At 69.2% G+C, this 21,840-nt stretch carries 13 protein-coding genes; 7 read left to right on the top strand and 6 right to left on the bottom strand.

Annotated features, from left to right (window positions below):
• The first annotated feature begins 28 nt into the window (after nt 1-28).
• Entirely contained in the window at nt 29-835 is an 807-nt protein-coding gene (locus FQY79_RS09370) for a protein NO VEIN domain-containing protein (protein WP_246123069.1), read from the top strand.
• Nucleotides 836-1,180: 345 nt separating this feature from the next.
• On the opposite strand, the gene aceE is transcribed toward FQY79_RS09370, so the two are convergent.
• Nucleotides 1,181-3,871, bottom strand: coding sequence for a pyruvate dehydrogenase (acetyl-transferring), homodimeric type (aceE, locus tag FQY79_RS09365; RefSeq protein ID WP_146312660.1), 2,691 nt, complete (start codon nt 3,869-3,871; stop codon nt 1,181-1,183).
• 476 nt (nt 3,872-4,347) lie between these two features.
• On the opposite strand from aceE, the gene FQY79_RS09360 reads away from it, so the two are divergent.
• Genes FQY79_RS09360 through FQY79_RS09350 form a run of 3 tightly spaced genes read left to right on the top strand, consistent with a single transcriptional unit; the run spans nt 4,348 to nt 7,007 of the window.
• Nucleotides 4,348-6,159, top strand: a complete 1,812-nt coding sequence (locus FQY79_RS09360; protein WP_146312659.1) for a sensor histidine kinase — start codon at nt 4,348-4,350, stop codon at nt 6,157-6,159.
• Complete coding sequence (locus FQY79_RS09355) at nt 6,159-6,599, top strand: response regulator (protein ID WP_146312658.1); 441 nt, start codon at nt 6,159-6,161, stop codon at nt 6,597-6,599. Before FQY79_RS09360 ends, FQY79_RS09355 begins: the two co-directional genes overlap by 1 nt.
• A 6-nt stretch (nt 6,600-6,605) precedes the next feature.
• Nucleotides 6,606-7,007: a response regulator gene (locus FQY79_RS09350; protein WP_146312657.1), complete on the top strand. Its 402-nt coding sequence runs from the start codon at nt 6,606-6,608 to the stop codon at nt 7,005-7,007.
• Between the two features lie 345 nt (nt 7,008-7,352).
• Here FQY79_RS09350 and FQY79_RS09345 read toward each other — a convergent pair whose 3' ends face one another.
• Complete coding sequence (locus FQY79_RS09345) at nt 7,353-9,671, bottom strand: NADP-dependent malic enzyme (protein ID WP_146312656.1); 2,319 nt, start codon at nt 9,669-9,671, stop codon at nt 7,353-7,355.
• A 207-nt stretch (nt 9,672-9,878) separates the two neighbouring features.
• Here FQY79_RS09345 and FQY79_RS09340 point away from each other — a divergent pair, with 207 nt between their 5' ends.
• Both FQY79_RS09340 and gltS read left to right on the top strand, forming a co-directional pair.
• The gene (locus FQY79_RS09340; RefSeq protein ID WP_146312655.1) at nt 9,879-11,540 is read left to right on the top strand and encodes an N-acyl-D-amino-acid deacylase family protein; all 1,662 of its coding nucleotides are present in this window, start codon (nt 9,879-9,881) and stop codon (nt 11,538-11,540) included.
• A 13-nt stretch (nt 11,541-11,553) separates the two neighbouring features.
• Entirely contained in the window at nt 11,554-12,747 is a 1,194-nt protein-coding gene (gltS, locus tag FQY79_RS09335) for a sodium/glutamate symporter (RefSeq protein WP_146312654.1), read from the top strand.
• Nucleotides 12,748-12,759: 12 nt separating this feature from the next.
• Here gltS and FQY79_RS09330 read toward each other — a convergent pair whose 3' ends face one another.
• The 4 genes from FQY79_RS09330 to ggt all read right to left on the bottom strand — a co-directional run bounded on the left by FQY79_RS09330 (nt 12,760) and on the right by ggt (nt 20,299).
• Complete coding sequence (locus FQY79_RS09330) at nt 12,760-14,127, bottom strand: serine hydrolase domain-containing protein (protein ID WP_186759914.1); 1,368 nt, start codon at nt 14,125-14,127, stop codon at nt 12,760-12,762.
• A gap of 89 nt (nt 14,128-14,216) precedes the next feature.
• Nucleotides 14,217-16,961 carry a TonB-dependent receptor gene (locus FQY79_RS09325; RefSeq protein WP_186759911.1) on the bottom strand — a complete coding sequence of 915 codons (2,745 nt, stop codon included), beginning with the start codon at nt 16,959-16,961 and terminating at the stop codon, nt 14,217-14,219.
• A gap of 216 nt (nt 16,962-17,177) precedes the next feature.
• A complete protein-coding gene (locus FQY79_RS09320) occupies nt 17,178-18,272 on the bottom strand; it encodes a serine hydrolase domain-containing protein (RefSeq protein ID WP_281289308.1) in 1,095 nt (364 codons plus the stop codon).
• A 296-nt stretch (nt 18,273-18,568) separates the two neighbouring features.
• Nucleotides 18,569-20,299 carry a gamma-glutamyltransferase gene (gene ggt / locus FQY79_RS09315; protein WP_146312650.1) on the bottom strand — a complete coding sequence of 577 codons (1,731 nt, stop codon included), beginning with the start codon at nt 20,297-20,299 and terminating at the stop codon, nt 18,569-18,571.
• 270 nt (nt 20,300-20,569) lie between these two features.
• Here ggt and FQY79_RS09310 point away from each other — a divergent pair, with 270 nt between their 5' ends.
• Nucleotides 20,570-21,802: an FAD-dependent oxidoreductase gene (locus tag FQY79_RS09310; RefSeq protein WP_146312809.1), complete on the top strand. Its 1,233-nt coding sequence runs from the start codon at nt 20,570-20,572 to the stop codon at nt 21,800-21,802.
• Nucleotides 21,803-21,840: the final 38 nt, after the last annotated feature.

Genomic DNA, 21,840 nt, shown 5'->3' with positions numbered 1-21,840 from the left:
CTGGTCCCGGCTGGAGGTGGAAGCCTGCGTGGCTGACTACCTGCAGATGCTGGAGCTTGAACTCAACGGTCAGACGTTCAACAAGAGCGAACGTATCCGCGCCCTGATGCATAAGCTCGACGGCCGCAGCAAGGCCTCGGTCGAGTACAAGTTCCGCAACATCAGTGCCGTGATGCAGGAACTGGAGTGGCCGACGGTCAGCGGATACAAGGCGCTGGTGAACTACCAGTTGCTGCTTCTGGAAGTGGTGGAAGCGCAGCTGAAGACGCGCCCAAGTCTGCAGGCAGCGGCTGAGAACGCCGTGAGCCGTCCCGCCTTGGTGGCAGACACCGTGGTCGACGCCGCCGCCTGGGTCCCTCCACCGAAGGCACGAACACAACGCGAGGCGCCACCGGAGTACGCCCCACGCTTCTCGCCGGCCAAGCGCGACTATCTCAGCCGCGAAGCGCGCAACCGCTCGCTGGGTCGAGCCGGTGAGCTGTTCGTGATGGAGCTTGAGGCCCAACGCCTGCGTGCCGCTGGCCGCAGACAGCTGGCCGATCGCATCGAGCAAGTGTCGGAAACCCAAGGCGACGGGCTGGGCTTCGATGTGCTGTCGTTCGAGCCCGACGGCCGCGAGCGCCTCATCGAAGTCAAGACCACCGCCTTCGGCGAACTTACACCGTTCTTCGTCACCCGCAATGAACTGGCGCGCTCCAATGTGGATGCCGAACGCTACCAACTGTACCGGGTCTTCGACTTCCGCAAGCGTCCCCGCGTGTTCAACCTGCCGGGCCGTATCGAGTCCCATTGCCGGCTGGACCCGACGACGTTTCTTGCCCAGCTGGGGGGTTAGCTCATTGCAGGAACGTCCTGTTCGGCGCGCGCTGATCGCATGGCAGCGGCAATCCGGGGCCTGACAAGAATCGGTAGTTGTGTAGGCAACTCGAGGAGGAGAACTTCTAGTGGCTGGACCAGCCAGGCATATCTCCCCACGTCATAGCTCGTGAACAAGGACCGCCCACACCATTCTCAATGCCGAACAGGTGCGTGAGCAACGCGGGGCTTCCCAGCCTTGACAGGCGATGACCCATCGGCGGCTACAGTGTAGGCGGCGGCAGGCCTCACGATGGAGGCATGACGTCGAAGGCATCCCACCCGCCGCAAGGAGGGAAGGGTGATATTGAGCGCCGCCTGCGCCTCAAACCCCCAACGGATTCGGCTTCTCCTGGTCGATCTTGTACAGCTTGATCGCCCGGGCCGCATCCTTCGCCGTCATCTTCCCGTCCTTGGCCAGCGCGTCGATCGCCGCGTGGGCGATGTAGTAGCGGTCCACCTCGAAGTGGCGGCGCAGGTTGGCGCGGGTGTCGGAGCGGCCGAAGCCGTCGGTGCCGAGCACGGTGTAGGTGCGCGGGATGAAGGCGCGGATCTGGTCGGTGAAGTTGCGCACGTAGTCCGAGGCCGCGATCACCGGACCCGCGGGGCGGGACTCGATGCATTCGGTGACGTAGGCCTTGCGCGGCTTGGCCTCGGGGTGCAGGCGGTTCCAGCGCTCGACGTCGTAGCCGTCGCGGCGCAGTTCGGTGAAGCTGGGGCAGGACCAGATGTCGGCAGTGACGCCGAAGTCCTTGTCCAGCAGCTCGGCCGCGGCGATCGCCTCGCGCAGGATGGTGCCGCTGCCCAGCAGCTGCACGCGCAGCTCGCCCTTCTTCGGCTTGCCCGCGTCCTTGAGCAGGTACATGCCCTTGATGACCCCCTCGGCCGCGCCTTCGGGCAGGTCGGGGTGGGGGTAGTTCTCGTTCATCAGGGTCAGGTAGTAGTACTCGTCCACCTGCTCCTCGAGCATGCGCTTCATGCCGTACTGCAGGATCACCGCGACCTCGCCGGCGAAGGTGGGGTCGTAGCTGCGGCAGTTGGGGATCGCACCCGACAGCAGGTGGCTGTGGCCGTCCTCGTGCTGCAGGCCCTCTCCGTTGAGGGTGGTGCGGCCGGCGGTGCCGCCGAGCAGGAAGCCGCGGGCGCGCATGTCGGCCGCCTGCCAGGCGGCGTCGCCCACGCGCTGGAAGCCGAACATCGAGTAGTAGATGTAGAACGGCAGCAGCTGCAGGTTGTTGGTGGAGTAGCTGGTGGCCGCGGCCATCCACGAGGCGATGGCGCCGGCCTCGGTGATGCCTTCCTGCAGCACCTGGCCGGCAACGTCCTCGCGGTAGTACATCAGCTGGTCGCGATCCACCGGCTTGTACTTCTGCCCTTCGGGCGCGTAGATGCCGATCTGGCGGAACAGGCCCTCCATGCCGAAGGTGCGCGCCTCGTCGCAGACGATCGGCACCACGCGCGGGCCGACCTGCTTGTCGCGCAGGATGATGTTGAGCGACTGCACGAACGCCATGGTGGTGGACATCTCACGCTCGCCGGTGCTCTTGAGCAGGCGGGCGAAGGCGTCGAGCTTGGGCGCGGGCAGGCTCTCGTCGGACTTGCGGCGGCGCTTGGGCACGAAGCCGCCCAGCGCGCGGCGGCGCTCGAGCAGGTACTGCACCTCGTCGGACTTCTCGCCCGGGTGGTAGAACGGGATGTTGCCGTCCTTGAGCTGGTCGTCGTCGATCGGGATCTTGAAGCGGTCGCGGAACGCGCGCACCGCGTCGTCGTCGAGCTTCTTGGTGTTGTGGGTGGGGTTGAGCGCTTCGCCGGCGCTGCCCAGGCCGTAGCCCTTGACCGTCTTGGCCAGGATCACGGTGGGCTGGCCCCTGGTCTTCATGGCCAGGTCGTAGGCGGCATAGACCTTGTGCGGGTCGTGGCCGCCGCGGTTGAGGCGCCAGATGTCCTCGTCGGAGAGGCTGGCGACCATGGCCGCGGTCTCCGGGTACTTGCCGAAGAAGTGCTCGCGCGTGTAGGCGCCGCCGAAGGCCTTGCAGTTCTGGTACTCGCCGTCGACGGTCTCCATCATCAGCTTCCTGAGGATGCCGTGGTGGTCATTGGCCAGCAGCGGATCCCAGTAGCTGCCCCAGATGGTCTTGATCACGTTCCAGCCGGCACCGCGGAACTGGCTCTCCAGTTCCTGGATGATCTTGCCGTTGCCGCGCACCGGGCCGTCGAGGCGCTGCAGGTTGCAGTTGACCACGAAGATCAGGTTGTCCAGGCCCTCGCGGCCGGCGATCGACAGCGCGCCCAGGCTCTCGGGCTCGTCGGTCTCGCCGTCGCCCATGAAGCACCACACCTTGCGGTCGGACCTGGGCAGCAGGCCGCGCGACTCGAGGTACTTCCAGTTGCGGGCCTGGTAGATCGCCGCGATCGGGCCCAGGCCCATCGACACCGTGGGGATCTGCCAGAAGTCGGGCATCAGCCACGGGTGCGGGTAGGACGAGACGCCGCGGCCGTCGACTTCCATGCGGAAGTGGTCGAGCTGCGACTCGCTGATGCGCCCTTCCAGGAAGGCGCGGGCGTAGATGCCCGGCGAGCTGTGGCCCTGGGTGGCGACCAGGTCGCCCGGGTGGTCGCCGTCGGAGCCGCGGAAGAAGTGGTTGAAGCCCACGTCGTAGAGCGTGGCCGAGCTGGCGAAGCTGGCGATGTGGCCGCCCAGGTCGCCCGGCTTGCGGTTGGCCCGCACCACCATCGCCATCGCGTTCCAGCGGATGATCGAGCGGATGCGCCATTCCAGGGTCTGGTCGCCGGGGATCTTCGGCTCCAGGTGCGGCGGGATGGTGTTGATGTATTCGGTGGTGGGCGAGAACGGCAGGTGGGCGCCCGCGCGGCGGGTCAGCTCGACCATGTTCTGCAGCAGCTGGTGCGCGCGTTCGGCCCCGCTGTTGTCGATCACCGCCTTGATCGACTCGACCCATTCGCGGGTCTCGGTCGGGTCGGGGTCGTTGTGCAGCACGTCGGTCAGCCAGTTCATCGCTTGCTCCGCCGCGGCCCGCTGGCCGCGTCCTGTGTCCGGGGGATATTCAGCCCAACGATTCTAGCAGGCGCGCCTGTCCGGACGGCCGTGGCGCGACGGCGACGGGCGGGCGGCGCACCATGCGGTTGCGCACTGCGGCGCGCGCCCGGCGGCTGCAACACAGCGTCGCGCGCACGGCAGCCCGACCCGGAAGTTGCAGACGGAACTCCCCGGGCCACCACCGCCCGCGCGCACCCCACCACGCCGACCCTGCGCCTACCCCCGCCGCACCTGCGCGCAGCCCGTCTTCGCACCATGTGCACGCGGGCTCGGTCAGCATGCGCCGTTTTCCGGGCGGGCGCCCATGCGTCCGCGCCAGCCCCAGGGCAGTTTGCCCTCCGGGACCGTGTCGGCAATGATCGCCATCGCAGGGGAGTGAGGCGCCGTGGCCGGTGTCCCGGATTCCCGTGTCCGACCGGTCCCGAAACGCCTCGATGCCCCACCCCGCCACCGCCCTCCCGCAACCGCTGTCGAACTGGCGCCTGCCCGCGCTCGGCCTGGCGGTGGTGCTGATCGTGGTCACGCCCTTCCTGCTGCTGCGCCAGGCCGCGCACAACACCAATGCGGCCTGGAACATGGTGGCGCACACCCACGAAACCGCCGCCACCGTGCACGCGCTGGCCGGCGACATGCGCAACATGGAGTCGGGCGCGCTGTCGATCGCGGCCGGCGTGGACAACGAGCTGCTGCGTTCGCGCGTGGGGCAAAGCCGCGAGCGCCTGATCCCCACCCTGGAGCGGCTGCAGGAACTCACCCGCGACAACCCCACGCAGCAGGTGCGCATCGGCTCGCTGCAGACCAACGTGCTGCTGCGCAAGGCGCACGCCGACCGGATCATCGAGGCCGGCGCCGACGACGTGACCGTGGCCGACATCGACGCCATGGTGGCGCGCTACCCGATCCACAACCTGGTGGACGAGATCGTGTCCGAGGAGGAGCGGCTGCTGGCCGAGCGTCAGGCGCGCGCGCAGCGCCAGGAGCGGCGCGCACGGGTGGCCACCTGGGTGGCGATGGTGGGCCAGCTGCTGCTGCTCGGCGGCCTGCTGCTGTACGCCGCGCGCCAGGTCTCGCACCGGCTGCGCGCCGAGGACGACGCCCAGCGCGCCAGCGCGCGGGCGCGGGTGGCGCTGGACACGGTGCGCGAGCCGATCGTGCTGCTCGACGGCGAGCAGCGGGTGGTGATGCACAACGCGGCGTTCGCCGAGCTGTATGGGGTGGGGGACGATCCGCGCGGCGCGCTGCTCAAGGACATCGGCGGCGGCGCCTGGGACGACGAGCTGACCCTGCGGCGGCTGGCCGACGTGCTCGGCCGCGGCCGCGAGCTCTGGGACCACGAACAGGTGCAGCGCACTGCCGACGGCGTCGAACGCACGATGGTGATCAACGCCCGACGCATGCCGCTGCCCGACGGCGACGGCAGCGCAGCCCTGGTCACCGCCAGCGACATCAGCGTGCAGAAGGCCAGCGACCGCCGGATCCGCGAGCTCAACCGCCAGCTGGAGGGCAAGATCGAGCAGGTCTCGGACGTGAACCGCGAGCTGGAGGCGTTCAGCTACTCGGTCTCGCACGACCTGCGCGCGCCGCTGCGCCACATCGCCGGCTTCGGCGACAAGCTCGCCCGCCACTTGGGCGACGGGCTGGACGACAAGGGCCGCCACTACCTGGAGGTGATGGTGTCCTCGGCGCGGCGGATGTCGACGCTGATCGACGAGCTGCTGGTGTATTCGCGCCTGGGCCGCAGCGCGCTGCGGCTGCAGGTGGTGGACATGCAGACGCTGGTGGCCGAGACCCGGGCGATGCTCGACGCCAACAACGCCAGCGAGGCGCCCGGGCACGCGGTGGAGTGGTCGATCGCGCCGCTGCCGGTGGTGGTGGGCGACGAGAACATGCTGCGCCAGGTGTGGCTCAACCTGCTCGGCAACGCGGTCAAGTACAGCCGCGGCAGCGAGCCGGCCAGGATCGAGGTGGATTACCACCTGCTGTCCGACGGCTCGCACCAGTTCGAGGTGCGCGACAACGGCGCCGGTTTCGACATGCAGTACGCCGGCAAGCTGTTCGGCGTGTTCCAGCGCCTGCACCCGGCCAGCGAGTTCCCCGGCACCGGCATCGGGCTGGCCAGCGTGCGCCGGGTGCTGACCCGCCACGGCGGCCGCATCGAGGCCCACTCCCGCCCCGGGGAGGGCGCCACCTTCCGCTTCACCCTTCCGCCGGCGGGCGACCTGCCTGACAACCAAGAGACCACGTGATGAGCGAACTGCGAACCATCCTGCTGGCCGAGGACAGCCCCCACGACGCGGAGATGGCGATCGACGCGCTGCGCGAGGCCAACCTGTGCAACCCGATCGTGCACGTCGAGGACGGCGTGGAGGCGCTGGACTACCTGCTGTGCCGCGGTCGCTGGAAGGACCGTCCGGACGAGGACCTGGCGGTGCTGCTGCTGGACATCAAGATGCCGCGCATGGACGGGCTGGAAGTGCTGACCGAGATCCGCAAGACCGACCGCTTCAAATCGCTGCCGATCGTGGTGCTGTCGTCCTCGCGCGAGGAAAGCGACCTGGCCCGCAGCTGGGACCTGGGCGTGAACGCCTACGTGGTCAAGCCGGTGGACGTGGACCAGTTCTTCGACGCGGTGCGCACGCTCGGGCGGTTCTGGGCGGTGCTCAACGAACCGCCAAGGAAGGGGTGAGCGGCGATGGCCGCGCCGGCGTCGCGCGCCGTGCACCGCCCCGTGTGGCGCGTGCTGCTGGTGGACGATTCGCAGGACGACGCGGAGCTGGCCGAGTGGGCGCTGCGCAAGGCCGGGCTGGAGGTGGAATGCCGGCGCGCCTGCACCGCGGCGGAGATGGTGCGGGCGCTGGCGGAGTTCGCGCCGCAGGGGGTGGTGTCGGACGTGAACCTGCCCGGCTTCTCGGGCGCACAGGCGCTGGCGCTGGCGCGCGCCCATGACGCGGCGATGCCGTTCGTGTTCGTCACCGGCGGCCTCGCTCCGGGCGAGCGCCCGCCGCAGGCCGACGGCCTGTTGCTCAAGGACGACCTGGACGCGCTGGCACCGCTGCTGGCGCGGTTGATGGCCGGGGTCGAAGGCCGGGGCTGAGCCGCCGGGGCCGTAGCGTCTTCCCTCGTTTGCGGGAGAACGGACGTCATGGCTCCTTCCCCCGCAGCGGGGAGGGAGAGGCCGTGCCCCTTCCCCCGCGCGCGGGGGAGGAGTGGGAGGCCGTGCCCCTTCCCCCGCTTGCGGGGGAAGGTCGGGATGGGGGCAGCCTGGAAGGCAGACGGATACGGCCGGCATGCTCGCGGGACGGCGGTTGCCCCCACCCCAGCCCTCCCCCGCAAGCGGGGGAGGGAGTGCGCTAGCCACACCGCCGGGCAGCGAAACTCCAGCCCTTCCCCGCGCGCGGGGGAGGGAGCCACTGCCGGCATGCGTTGGGGCCGCGACGGGTCAGCCGCCGCGGCCGGCCAGGCGCTGTTTGCGGATCTGCGCTTCCACCGCGGCGATCGCGGTCATGTTCACCACCCGGCGCGGGCGCGAGGCGGTGGTCAGCACGTGGGCCGGCTTGCTCACGCCCATCAGAATCGGACCCAGGGCGACGCCGTCGGTCATCACCCGCACCATGTTGTAGACGATGTTGGCCGCGTCCAGGTTCGGCATCACGAACAGGTTCGCGCGCCCCTCCAGCGTGGTGTTGGGGAAGATCCGGCGGCGGAAGTCGCCGTCCCAGGCGGTGTCGGCCATCATCTCGCCGTCCACCTCGAGCCGGGGCGCGCGCTTGCGCAGGATCTCCAGCGCCTGCCGCATCTTGCGCGCGCTCGGGTCGTCGTGGCTGCCGAAGTTGGAGTGCGACAGCAGCGCCACCTTGGGCTCGATCCCGAACAGCTTGAGCCGGTAGGCGCCCTGGATGGTGCTCTCGGCGATCTGCTCGGGGGTCGGGTCGGCCTGGACGTGGGTGTCGAGGAAGAACCACAGCCCGCGGTCGTTGACCACGCCGGTCATCGCCGAGGTGCTCTGCACGCCCGGGTCCAGGTCGAACACGCTGCGGATGTAGCCGAGCTTCTTGTGGTAGCGGCCGACCAGCCCGGTGATCATCGCGTCGGCCTCGCCGCGATCCACCATCACCGCCGCGATCAGCGTGGTGCGCGAGCGCATCAGGGTCTTGGCGGTCTCCGGGGTCACCCCGCGGCGCTCGGTGAGCGCGTGGTAGTGGCGCCAGTAGTCGTTGAAGCGCGGGTCATCGTCCTGGTTGGTCAGTTCGAAGTCCACGCCCGCGCGCAGGCGCAGGCCCAGGCGCTTGATCCGCGATTCGATTACGTCCGGGCGGCCGACCAGGATCGGGAACGCCAGGCCCTCGTCCACCACCGTCTGCACGCCGCGCAGCACGGTCTCGTTCTCGCCCTCGGCGTAGACCACGCGCTGGCGGTCGGCGCGGGCGCGGTCGTAGATCGGCCGCATCACCAGCGCGGTGCGGTGGTGGAACTGCGAGAGCTTCTCGCCGTAGGCGGCCATGTCCGCCAGCGGACGGGTGGCCACGCCGGTTTCCATCGCCGCCCTGGCCACGGCCGTGGCCACGATGGTCAGCAGCCGCGGGTCGAACGGGCGCGGGATGATGTAGTCGCGGCCGAAGCTGGGCACTTCCTCGCCGTAGGCCGTGGCCAGGTCGCCCGACTCCATCTTGGCCAGCGCCGCGATCGCGTGCACGCAGGCCAGCTTCATCTCCTCGTTGATGGCCGTGGCCCCCACGTCCAGCGCGCCGCGGAAGATGTACGGGAAGCACAGCGCGTTGTTGACCTGGTTGGGGTAGTCGGAGCGGCCGGTGGCGATGATCGCGTCCGGACGCACCTCGCGCGCCACTTCCGGCAGGATCTCCGGGTACGGGTTGGCCAGGGCGAGGATGATCGGGTTGTCCGCCATCGACGCCACCATCTCCGGCTTGAGGATCCCGCCGGCCGACAGGCCCAGGAAGATGTCCGCGCCGGCCACGATCTCGGCCAGGGTGCGGTGCGGGGTGTCGCGCGCGTAGCGGCGCTTGGCGTCGTCGAGGTCGTCGCGGCCGGCGTGGATCACCCCGCCGCGGTCGTAGGCGGTGATGTTCTCCGGCTTCAGCCCCAGCGCCACCAGCATGTCCAGGCAGGCGATGCCGGCCGCGCCGGCGCCGGTGGTGGCGAGCCTGACGTCCTCGATCTTCTTGCCGGCGATCTCCAGCGCGTTGACCACCGCGGCACCGACGATGATCGCGGTGCCGTGCTGGTCGTCGTGGAACACCGGGATCTTCAGCCGTTCGCGCAGCTTGCGCTCGACGATAAAGCACTCCGGCGCCTTGATGTCCTCGAGGTTGATGCCGCCGAAGGTCGGCTCCAGCGAAGCGATGATGTCCACCAGCTTGTCCGGGTCGCGCTCGTCGACCTCGATGTCGAACACGTCGATGCCCGCGAACCGCTGGAACAGGACGCCCTTGCCCTCCATCACCGGCTTGCTCGCCAGCGGACCAATGTCGCCCAGGCCCAGCACAGCCGTGCCGTTGCTGATCACTGCCACCAGGTTCGAGCGCGCGGTGTAATCGCCGGCCCTCAGCGGATCGGCCGCGATTTCCTCGCAGGCATAGGCCACGCCCGGCGAATAGGCCAGCGACAAATCGCGCTGGGTCAGCATCGCCTTGGTGGCGGTGACCTTGATCTTCCCGGGAGGGGACAGGCGGTGGTAGTCCAGGGCCGCTTTGCGGAATTCTTCGGCGGATTCTTTGGTGCTTGGCTGGGTACCGGACATCGCGCTGTGGCCTGCTGCAGGGGCCCTGATTCTAGCCGGTCCGGATACCGCGCACGCCAGCGGCCCGGTGCGCCGTGCATAACCCGGGGCTATGCGCGACCGGCCCAATTTCAATGGCCAAGCCCTGCGGCAGCCGTGAAGATGGACAATCGCCGTCCGCAGCACGGGCGCGGGCGGCGGCCCACCGTCGGAACAGCGAGGTCATCCATGTCCCTGTCACGTCACCCGGCCCGGCTCACCGGGTTCGCCATCGCGCTGATGGCCACGCAGCTGCTCGCGGCCTGTTCCGGAACCCGGCCCGAAGCCGCCGACGAGACCGTGGACGTTCTCATCGTCGGCGGCACCGTCTTCGATGGCAGCGACAGCCCCGGGCGTCCGGCGGACGTCGCGATCGCCGGCGACAGGATCGTCGAGGTGGCTCCGGACCTGGCCGGGCGCTACCGGGCCGCGCGCACGGTCGACGCGCAGGGGCTGATCGTGGCGCCGGGCTTCATCGACCCGCACACCCATCCCAACACCTATATCCGCTCCCCGGAGGCGGCGGTCCGGCGCAACCTGCCGTGGCTGCACCAGGGGGTCAGCACGATCTTCATCGGGATCGACGGCGGCGGCACCCCGGACATCGCCGAGCAGGCGGCGTGGTTCGAAACCAACGGCGTGGGGACCAATGTGGCGGCCTACGTCGGCCTGGGCCCGGTCAGGCGCCGGGTACTCGGCGACGAGGCGCGCGCGCCCGACCCCGGCGAATTGCAGCAGATGCGCGAGATGGTCGCAGCGGCGATGTGCCAGGGCGCCATCGGCCTGTCGACCGGGCTGTTCTACGCGCCGCAGAGCTTCGCGGACACGGACGAGGTGGTGGCGCTGGCCGAGGAGGCGGCGATCCGCGGAGGCGTGTACGACACCCACCAGCGCGACGAATCCAGCTACTCGATCGGCCTGGTCGAATCGGTCGAGGAGGCGCTGGAAGTCGGGCGGCGGGCACGGATCCCGGTCCACATCGCCCACATCAAGGCCCTGGGCACGGACGTGCACGGCAGCGCCGGGCGGATCATCGAGCGGATCGAGCGCGCCCGTGCGGACGGTCTGCAGGTCACCGCCGACCAGTATCCCTGGCTGGCCTCGGGCACGGGGCTGGACGCGGCGCTGCTGCCGCGCTGGGCCCAGGACGGTGGCCGCGCAGCGCTGCTGGCGCGCCTGGAAGATCCGGCCACGAGCGCACGGATCCGGGCGGAAATGGAGGAGAATCTGCGCAGGCGCGGCGGCGCGGACTCGCTGCTGATGATCGGCGACGGCTGGCCGTGGTCCGGCAGGACGGTCGCGGACATGGCGACGGAGTGGCAAGTGGATCCGGTGGATGCGGCGCTGAGGATCATCCGCACCGACGGGACAGATGATGCCGGCCCGCCGCGCAAGGTCGCCTCGTTCAACATGCACCCCGACGACGTGGTGGCGTTCATGCGCCAGCCGTGGGTATTGACGGCCTCCGATGGCGGCGACGGCCATCCGCGCCAGTACGCGAGCTTCCCGGAGAAATACGCGCGCTACGTGGTCGGGGAAGGCGTGATCGACCTGCAGGCCTTCATCCACCGTTCCACCGGCCTGACCGCGGCCACCTTCGGGCTGGAAGACCGCGGCGAGCTGCGCCCGGGCTATTTCGCCGACGTGGTGGCGTTTGATCCCGGGCGCTATGCGCCCGCGGCGACCTATGTCGAACCGGCGCTGCTGTCGGAGGGGGTGGAGTATCTCTGGGTCAACGGCACCGCGGTGATCGAGCAGGGCCAGGCGGCGGCGGACGCCCTGCCCGGCCGGGTCCTGCGCCACCGGCCACCCGCAGGCACCTGCGATCCGGCACCCCGCCCGGCCGACTGAAGGAGTCCGTCCCATGCTGCAGCTTGATGCGGTGCAGACCCTTGCGCTGGCGGGCATCGCCCTGTTTCTGGGCTATGGCCTGTGCCGGTGGATCCCCGTCCTGGGCAAGTACAACCTGCCACCGCCGGTAATCGGCGGCCTGGTATTCGCCATCGCCGCCTGGATCGCCCACGCCCGCGACACCACCCTGTTCGCGCTCGACACCAGCCTGCAGACGCCGCTGATGATCGCGTTCTTCACCACTATCGGCATGAACGCCAGCCTGCGGCTGCTCAGGATCAGCGGTACCCAGGTGCTGGTGTTCCTGGGACTGGCCAGCGGCTTCGCCATCCTGCAGAACCTGCTGGGGATGGCGCTGGCGGTCGGTTTCGACCTGCACCCGCTGTTCGGCGTGCTGGCCGGCTCCACCACGCTCACCGGCGGGCCGGCGACCGGCCTGGCGTTCGCGCCGCTGTTCGAGGAGGCCGGCGTGGCCGGCGCCGAATCGATCGCGGTCGCGGCGGCGATGGCCGGCATCGTGCTGGGCGGGATCGTGGGCGGGCCGGCGATCACGGTGCTGATCCGCCGGTTCCGGCTGGCTCCTTCGCAGTCCGGCACCCATGCCGCGCCCGATTTCGAGGCCGCCGGCCCGGCGCTGTCGGAGGCGGTGCGCGAATTCAACGCGCTCAAGAGCATCGTGGTCATCCTGATCGCCATGTGGCTGGGTGCCTGGGTCAGCGGCTGGATCTCCGCAACCGGCATCACCCTGCCCGCGTATGTCGGCGCGATGCTGGTCGGCGCCTTCATCCGCAACCTGGACGACCGCACCGGCTGGATCGGAATGTCGGTGCCCACCACCGACCTGATCGGCAACGTCTGCCTGGCGCTGTTCCTGTCGGTGGCGCTCATGAACCTCAGGCTCTGGGAACTGGCCGGCCTGGCCCTGCCGCTGATCCTGAACCTGGTGCTGCAGGTGGGCGCGGTGGTGGCGTTCTGCATCGTGGTCTACCGGCTGATGGGCCGGGACTACGATGCCGCGGTCATGGGCGGCGGCTTCATCGGCTTCATGCTCGGCACCACCGCCAATGCGATGGCGGTGATGCGCACCCTGGTCGAGCGCTACGGCGCCGCGCCGCGGGCATTCCTGGTGGCGCCGCTGGTGGGCGCGTTCTTCATCGACTTCACCAACGCGCTGATCATCACCGGCTTCATCAACTTCTGGAGCTGACCGGCGGCGGGATCAGCCGCCGGCCCCCTCCACCGCCGGGACAACCCGGACGCCCGGAACCCGGGACGTCGACAGCCGGAAGCCGTTCTCGCCCGCCTCGTGCAGCAGGGTGAGGCCGCGGCCTTCGTAGCGACCGGGCTTGCGCCGTACCAGTTCCACCGTCACCGGCTCCCCGGCGCCTGCGTCCGGGAGGATATCCAGATACAGCACGTGGCCGGTCCCGCGCAGGCGGTAGTCCGCGCGCAGCTCAGGGGAGCGGTAGTGCCCCGGCGCGGGTGCCCCGGCCAGGACGCCGGGGGCCGGATCGGCCAGGGCGGCGATCGCCGCGTCCACCATGTCCTGGACCGGCTGGTCACTGCGGTTGCAGAACACGGCAATGCCCAGGCGCTGCTCCGGCAGCCGCACGTACAGGTGCCGGAACGCTTCCGCCCCGCCGCCGTGCTGGATCGCTGTGTGCCCCAGGCGGGTGCCCAGCATCAGCCCGGCGGCGAAAACGAAGCCGGTGTCGTCGCGAAAGGCCGGCGATCCGTCCGCCAGGACCCCGGCCTCGGTCATGATCCGCGCGATCTCCGGCGTCCAGACGCGCTGGCCCTGCTCGATGTCGTGTTCGTAGCGGGCCAGGTCGTTCAGGCTGAGCATCAGCCCGCCGGAGCCGCCGAAGCGCGGATACGTATCGCGGCGCTCGAAGCCGGCGTCGCCGCGGACATAACCGTGCGCAAGGTGGTCGGACACCGGATCACGGTCATCGAGCACGAAGCTGTCGCTCATGCCCAGCGGATCGAGGATATGGCGCCGCACGTAATCCGGGAACGCCTCGCCCGATGCACGCCGGACGATCTCGGCCAGCAACAGGTAGCCGCCGTTCGAATACGCGGTCGCGCTTCCCGGGACGAAGTTGGTGTCCAGCTGCGCCAGCTGCAGTTCCAGTGCCTGGGCCATCGTCGCGTCCGCGGCAGACGGGTACCCGCCCATGCGCAGCAGCGACAGGGAGTCGCGCAGCCCGGCGCTGTGGTTGAGCAGCATGCGGACCGTCACCGTCTCCCGGTAGGCCGGCAATTCGGGGATGTGCCGGCGGACGTCATCGTCCAGTGACAGCCTGCCCTGCGCCACCAGCTGCGCGATCGCCAGGGCGGTGAACTGCTTGGAGACCGAGGCAGCGTAGAACAGCGTGTCCCCGTCGATGGGCACGCCGCGTTCGATATCGGCCAGCCCCGACGCAGCGAATCCGATCCGTTCCCCGTCCCGGTGGGCGGCCAGGGCGCATCCCGGCGCCGCCCCGAAGCCCGGAAGGATGTCCCGCAGGTCCGCATCCGCGGCCGAGGTGGTGCCGCCCAGCAGGAGGCCGAGCGCAATCGCCAGCGAAGACAGTTGTCCTTTCAATCGTGCATCTCCCGTGTGGCGCGTCGTGCTGGTGATCGAGGCAGGGCGCGGGCGCAGCGGCAGCCCCCGCGCCTTGCCTCGATTGGGCGTCAGAACTTGAACCGCATCCCGACGGTGTAGGTGCGGCCGATGACGTCGTAGAGCGAACGGACGGTTGCGAACCCGCCGGAGGTGATCGGCGGGTCCTTGTCGAACACGTTCCGGACCGTACCGAACAGCGAGAGGTTCCCGGTCAGGTCATACGCACCATTGAGATCGAAATAGGTGCGGCTGGATGCCTCCAGCACATTCCGGTCCTTTTCGGTGAACGTATGGTTGATCTTGCCGCCGCCGACATGGCGGACGCCCAGGCCGAGCGTCAGCGGTCCGGTCGCGTAGGACGCGCGCAGCGAGCCGTTCCAGTGCGGCATGCCGCCGACGCTGGCAATGGTGGGCTGCTCGACGCTGCCGGCCAGCCGGGTGACCACTTCGCCGTCGTCCAGCTCCAGGGTATCGACGTAGGAGACCAGTGCGCGCACGGTCAGGTCCCCGGCGCCCAGCGGCTGGCGGTAGAGGGCTTCCAGGTCGGCGCCGCGCAGCTGCATGGTCTGCAGGTTCTGCGGCGAAGTATTGACCTGGCTGATCCGTCCGTCGTCGCCGCGGGTGATCAGGCCGCACAACTGCGGCTGGACACCGAAACAGCGGTTGACGATGGCGGCGGCCTCCAGGGTGATGATCGCGCCATCGATATCAATGTTGTAGTAGTCGAGCGAGAGCATCAGGTTGGGGTGGGGGTTGACCACCACGCCGATGGTGGTGGTATCGGCCTCCTCCGGCTCCAGGCCCGGGTTGCCGGACGAGAGCGACTGCACCGAGTACGTCGATCCCAGCTCCTGGTCGAGCACGCTGAAGATCGAGGTGGTCGATCCGGAGAACAGCTCGGAGAGCGATGGTGCGCGGATATCCCGCGACCGCGTGGCCCGGAGCCTCCAGACATCGTTGATGTCCCAGAGGCCGCCGATCTTCCAGGTGGACACCGTGCCCGAGGTGCTGTAGTCGGTCACCCGCCCGGCCACGTTCAGATCCAGCGCCTTGGCCCACGGCCGGTCGTTGGCAAGCGGCACCACCACTTCGGAGAACGCCTCGCGGACGTTGACCGCGCCCTCCCAGGGCACCGTGTTCCCGGTCACGAATTCGGCTGCCTGCGACAGCTCGTCGGAGGTCACGATCGCCTCCTCGCGCCGCCACTCCAGGCCGGCCGCGATCGACACCGGGCCCGCCGCGGTTTCAAACGGCTCGCCCGAGACCGTCGCCGCGGCCGCATGCTGGGACAGGTCCCAGTGCCGCCACGCGGTACCGACCACGTAGCCCACGGCGTCGGCGGAGGGCGCACCCTCGCCGAACAGGTTCATCGGTACGCAGCCGGCCGCCCGTGCCGCCGCATCCCGGCACACGATGGCACCGGTAACGGGATCGAACACGGCATCGATGGCGGCGTTGTAGCGGGACGTGATGCGGTTGTTGTGCGCCAGCATCGTCGATTCGCTGCTGCCGTAGGTGTAGTAGCCGTCCCAGCTCCAGGTGTCGCCGAAGTAGCCTTCAAGGCCCACCACCACACGCTCGGTGCTGGACTCCTGCTCGTTGACGGTGCGCGCGTAGTCCCGGCTCAGGCGGCCCATGGTGAAGCTGTCGATGCCGTGGGCATCCATCGCGTCGCCGATCGATCCCGGCAGGAACGCGTTGTCGCGGTGGATGCGGATGCTGTTGTCGCTGCGGGTCAGGTTGGGGATCGGGCTGGAATCGGACCTGGCCCATGCGCCTTCGACGTACAGGGTGGTGGCGTCGGTGATGTCGTAGGAGACGCGGCCGTAGACATTCCTGCGCTCCTGCGGCGCGGCCAGCGTCTGGTCCACATGGGTGTAGGCGCCGTCGCCGCCGATCATGCTGTTGCCGGAGACGATCTCGCCATAGCGGAACGGGACGGGGTCGCCGTTGGCGTCGAAATGGATGCCGGCCAGCGGACCGGAGTTGATCAGGCCGCCGAAGCTGTTCACCGCGCTGACGACGTTGGGCACCACCAGGATGCGCGGCTCGCCGTTGTCCGGCGTGTAGGCGGGATTGGTGATGGTGCCCCAGCCCTGGGCACCCCAGTCGCGGTCGCCCAGCCGCGCGATACCGCTGTTGTCGGCAACTTCGGCGCCGAACAGCACGTGCCCGCGATCGGCCCCGAATCGATGGCCGAAGGCCAGGGACACCCGCCGCGAACGGTAGTCGCCGTGATCGCTGCTGCCGTAGCTGGCTTCGCCGCGCACGCCTTCAAGCTGGTGATCGAACATGAAGTTCACCACGCCGGCCACGGCATCCGAACCCCACGCCGCGGACGCACCGCCGGTGACGATGTCGACGTTGCCGATCAGGGCCTGGGGGATCACGTTGATGTTGACCGGTCCGGAGATCTGGGTCGGCACGAAGCGCTTGCCGTCCACCAGCACCAGGGTCCTGTTGAAGCCCAGGCCGCGGAGATCAAGATAGTGGCCGCCGGACCAGCTTGAATTGTTGACCGTGCTGACCGGGGTCATCGAAGGGCGCACGGACGGGGTTTCATTGACCACATCGGCGATATTGGTCAGGCCGGACGCGGCAATCTCCTCGGCGGTGATCTGGGTCGTCGGCGTCGGCGCGACGAACCCGCCGCGCCGGATCCGCGATGCAGTGCTCACCACCGCATCGAGCTGCTGGATGCGCTGGTCCGCCTGGTCCGCTTGGTCCGCGACGCGGGCGTCCGGTTCGGCGGGTGTTTGCGCATGGACCGCGCCGGTGCAGGCGGCCAGCCCGATGATCGCCGTGCAGGCCACGGCAAGGCGGTTCCTCGCCGGTCGCCCCGGCAGGCACGGGGTCAGGGAGTTCGCGGACGCAACATCACTTTGATTCGACACCTGGATCTCCTGTGGTTGCCGCACCGTGCCGGAAGCACGGTGGAACCGGCTTTGTCTGTGCCTAACGCTTTTCCAACATAGTCAGGCGCTGGCGGGCGGGGTAATGAAAAGATCGCTGCGACCCATAGCCCGGGGCTAACCGCCTTCCGCGGATTCGATGAAGTGGCTGTACAGCGCCCGGTTGACGGCGGTCCTCACCTCCGGGTCACGGGTGCCGTTGGTGATCACGACGAAGCCGTACTTCCGCACCGGATCGAAGAACATCGAGCTGTAGAGCCCGTAGGCCGAGCCGGTATGGCCAACCAGCGTCACGCCGGGGATCAGGGCCCGGTCGATACGCAGGGCCAGCCCGTAATCCGCGTCCGCATCGATTTCCACCGAAGGCGACTGCATCAGGGCGGCGTGCTCGCGGGACAGGATCCGCACGCCGTCCCATTCGCCCAGGTTCATATGCATGAGCATGTACCTGGCCAGGTCGGGCGCGGAGATCTTCAGGCCGCCGGTCGGGGAAAAAACCGCGGCGCTGTAGCCGGGCCGGTAGTCGTCCAGGCGATCGCCCAGACGCGCATAGGCTGCTTCCGAGCGCACGAAGCCGGCGCCGTCCTGGTGGCGATAGATCTGCGCGATGCGGTCCGGATCCAGCGCGTCCGGAAGATGTCCGCCATCCAGGCCGAGCGGCTCCAGCACATGCTCCCGGACATAACGGTCGAAGCGCTGGCCGGACGCGCGCTCCACCACCGCCCCGAGCATGTTGTAGCCCAGGTTGGAGTATTGGTAATGGGTGCCGGGTGCATGGGCGGAGTAGCTGTCCGCCCAGCTGCCGTTGGTCGCCGGATTGATGATGTCCAGACTGTGGTAGCGCTGGCTGTCGGTGATCGACGAAGTGTGGTTGAGCAGCATCCGCAGCGTGACCGCCGCATCCGGGAAGCGCGGATTGCGCACCGCGAATCCGAGCAGCGCGCCGGCATCGTCGTCCAGCGACAGCCTGCCCTGCTCCACCAGCTGCAGGATCGAAGTGGCCACGAACGACTTGGAGATCGAAGCGATGCGGAACACATCGTCCTGCTCCAGCGGCGTGCGCGCCTCCAGATCCTTCCACCCCAGGCTGTCCCGATAGACGACAGCATTGTCCCGGACCACCACCACCGCCAGGCCCACCGTGTCGTGCTCGGCCATCAGCGACGCGAGCGTGTCACCGATCCCGTGGGCGGCCGCCGGGAACGACGCCATCCAGACGGAAAGCGCCACCGCGCACGCCGCCGCCCCACCCCGGAACGCCTGCAGGCATCTGTCCGCCACCCGGCCGCCTCGCAGGCTGCTAGAACTCATAGCGCACCCCCAGGCTGTAATAGTGCCCGAGCACGTCGTACAGCGTCGGGTTGAAGCCGTTGGTGTTGTCCGTGAGAGAACGAACCTTCATTCCCATCTCCCTTCTCCTGACTCGCTCGATGTCCTGCCAAGGCCGGACGGTGCTGCCGTAGGGTCCGGTGCGGCCCCCGGCGTTGGTTCCGCCATCGCGGCGATGATCAAAGGCCCACTGCGGCCGCCCCCGGGCGCCGCGGATCGGCCGCGCCCTCCACCCGGTCGCGCTCGATCAGCAGCGACTGCGTGCTGCCGATGGTTTCGTCCTGGACGATGCGATGGCCGCGCTGCTGCAACAGCCGCAGCGTGTCCGGGCTCAGCCCGCGCTCGACCTGCAGTGCCCCCTCGCCGGACATGTGCTGGTGCACCCGCGGCGCCATGGTGGCTTCGGCGATGTTCATGCCGAAATCAACCACGTTGACGATGGTCTGCACGACCGTCCCGGGAATGGTGTTGCCGCCGGGGCTGCCGCCCACGATCCAGGGCCGGGCTTCACGCAGGACCATGGTCGGCGCCATGCTGGAGATCGGCCGCCGCCCCGGCTGCAAAGCGTTCGGCGGGGGCTCCCGGCCTTCGTTGCGTGCGTCCAGCTGGGCGCGCAGCGAGAAATTGCCGATCAGGTTGCCGAGCAGGAAACCGGTACCTTCGATCATCACGCCGGAGCCGAAGTCCGCGCCGATCGTATAGGTATTGCTGACCGCGTTCCCATCGGCGTCCACCACCGAGAAGTGAGTGGTGTCCCGGCTTTCATGCTCCCACGGGTCCCCGGCTTCCACGGTCTCCACGGGAGCGGCGCGGTCCAGGTCGATCTGCGCCGCGCGGGCGGCCGCGTACGGTTTTGCAAGCAGGCCCCGCAGCGGTACGGAGATGAATCCGGTATCGCCGACGTGGGCCAGCCGGTCGCGCCACGACAGCTTGCTGGCCTCGGCGAACAGGTGCAGGGCATCCGCCGACCCCGCTCCAAGGGCCGCCAGGTCGAACTGCTCCAGGATATTCAGGGTTCCGACAATGCCCGCTCCGCCGCCGCTGGCGGGCGGCATCGTCACAACTTCCACATCGCGGTAGGTGCTGCGCAGCGGCTCGCGTTCCAGCGCCCGGTATGCCGCCAGATCTTCCATGCGCAGCAGGCCGCCGTGGCGGCGCATGCCGGCGTCGATGCGGGCGGCGATCGCGCCCCGGTAGAAGTCCTCTGCACCGTGTTCGGCGATCCGGCGCAGGGTCCAGGCAAGGTCGGGCTGCAGCAGGCGCTCGCCGGCCCGCAGCGCCTGACCGTCCGGATGCAGAAACACCGCCGCACCGGCCTGGCTGCGGGCCAGCCGGTCCCGGCCCCAGTCAAGCGCGAACGCTTCGTCGGCCGAGAGCACGACTCCCTCCGCGGCCATCCGGATCGCCGGCTCCAGCAGCCGCTTCCAGGGCAGCCGCCCGTAGCGCTGGTGGGCCAGGGCCAGCCCGGCAACGGTGCCGGGCACGCCGGCGGAGCGGATTCCGGCCGAATGGCCGTCCAGGTTCCCGCTTTCGTCGACGTAGGCATCCAGCTCCGCGAGCGCGGGCGCCACCGAGCGGTAGTCGATGCCCGTGTAGCGGTCCTCGTCGGCCAGGTAGATCAGCATGAACCCGTCCCCGCCGATGTTTCCGGCGCGGGGCAGGGTCACGGCCAGCACGAAGGCCGTGGCAACGGCGGCATCCACCGCATTGCCGCCCTGGCGCAGGATCTCCGCACCGGCCCGGCTGGCGGCCTGGTTCTGGCTGACCACCATGCCGGAACGGCCGACTTCGGGCTTGTGGATGGCCTCGTAATTGAGCAGCTGCCGCGGCTGCGCCGCCGCCCCCAGCGACAGCGCCAGCAAGCATCCTGAAACAAGAATGGCAACCTTGCTGGCAAGGCTCCGGACCATGGCTCCTCCTCCGAGGAATGCGGCCACGCAACACCATGCAGAAATCCCGGCCCACTGTCCTGCACCAATCCTGGGGTGGAACATGCCCTGCGGCTATGGCTGCCCATAACCCCAGGTTCTGCCCCGTGCAATCAATGCAACTCCCGTTTCCGGACCTTCGCGTTAGGCTTTTCACCGTGCCTGTTCCATCCGGAAAGCGGCACGTGTCCACCCGCCGGAGACAGCCTGTTGCCCGTCTCACCACCACGACACGGAATGGGTACAACGGCAATGCCAACAACAGGCCAAACCCCTGAGGTCACCGTCTTGGGAGCCGGCGTGGTCGGAATGGCTACCGCCTGGGCGGCCGCCCGGCGCGGGCTGTCGGTGGAGTTGATCGACCGGGCCGCAGGTCCGGCGCGGGGCGCTTCGTTCGCCAACGGGGCGCAGCTCAGCTATGCGTACACCGACGCCATGGCGGGCCCGTCGCTGTGGAAGCAGATCCCGGCCCTGCTCAGCGGCAGCGATCCCGCGTTCCGGATCCGGCTCCGGGGGGATCCGTCAATCTGGCGCTGGGGGCTGTCGCTGCTGAGCCATGCCAGCCGTGCGCGGATGCAGCGCAATACGCTCAGCACCCTGGCGCTGGCACGCGCATCGCAGCAGGCGATGGCCGGACTGCTGGACCGCCACCCGATCCAGTTCCAGCACCGCACCGCTGGCAAGCTGCATTTGTACTTCAGCGATCCGGCCCTGCGCGCCGGGGCGCGGATGGTGGAGTTGAAGCGCGCCCACGGTGTGCGGCAGACGCTTTTGGACGCCGAGGGCGCAAGGCAGGTCGAGCCGGCGCTGCAACAGGTCGCCGGGATCCGCGGCGCGGTGTATTCCCCGGACGAGGCGGTGGGCGACCCGTGGCGTTTCGCCTGCGGGCTGCTGGAGACGCTGTGCCGCGATTATCCGGTAAGCACCCGGTTCGGGTTCGATCTGGAAACGCTCCAGCGCAGTGGACGGCACTGGCTGCTGCGCTCGCGCGAAGGCGAAGCCGTCGAAGCGCGCCGGCTGATCGTCTGCACCGGGATTGACAGCGCGGCGCTGCTGCGCCCGCTCGGCATCAGGCTGCCGCTGATGGCGATCAAGGGGTATTCCTTCACCGCACCGTGCGGCCCCCAGGCCCCGGCCACCAGCATCACCGATACCTCGCGCAAGATCGTGTTCTGCCGCCTTGGCGAGCACATCCGGGTGGCCGGGCTGGCCGACATCAACGACTGGGATCCCGGGATCGACCAGGGCCGTTTCGAGCGGCTCGTGGCCCTGGCCCGGCAATCGCTGCCCGGGGCCGCGGACTATGCCCGGATCCGGGATCCCTGGGCAGGCCTGCGCCCGTCCACGCCTGCCTCGGTCCCGGTCATTGCCAATGTCCGCGAGGGCCTGACCTGCAACGTCGGCCACGGCATGCTCGGCTGGACCCTGGCCATGGGCAGCGGCGAGCGGGCGGTGGCGCTGGCCCTCGGCGAAGAGGCCGCCTGAGCATGGCCAAGCCCCTGGCCATCGCCTAACCTGTGGCG

The sequence above is a fragment of the Luteimonas wenzhouensis genome, from assembly GCF_007859305.1.
GTDB lineage: Bacteria > Pseudomonadota > Gammaproteobacteria > Xanthomonadales > Xanthomonadaceae > Luteimonas > Luteimonas wenzhouensis.
This window is presented reverse-complemented; position numbering and strand designations above follow the sequence as displayed.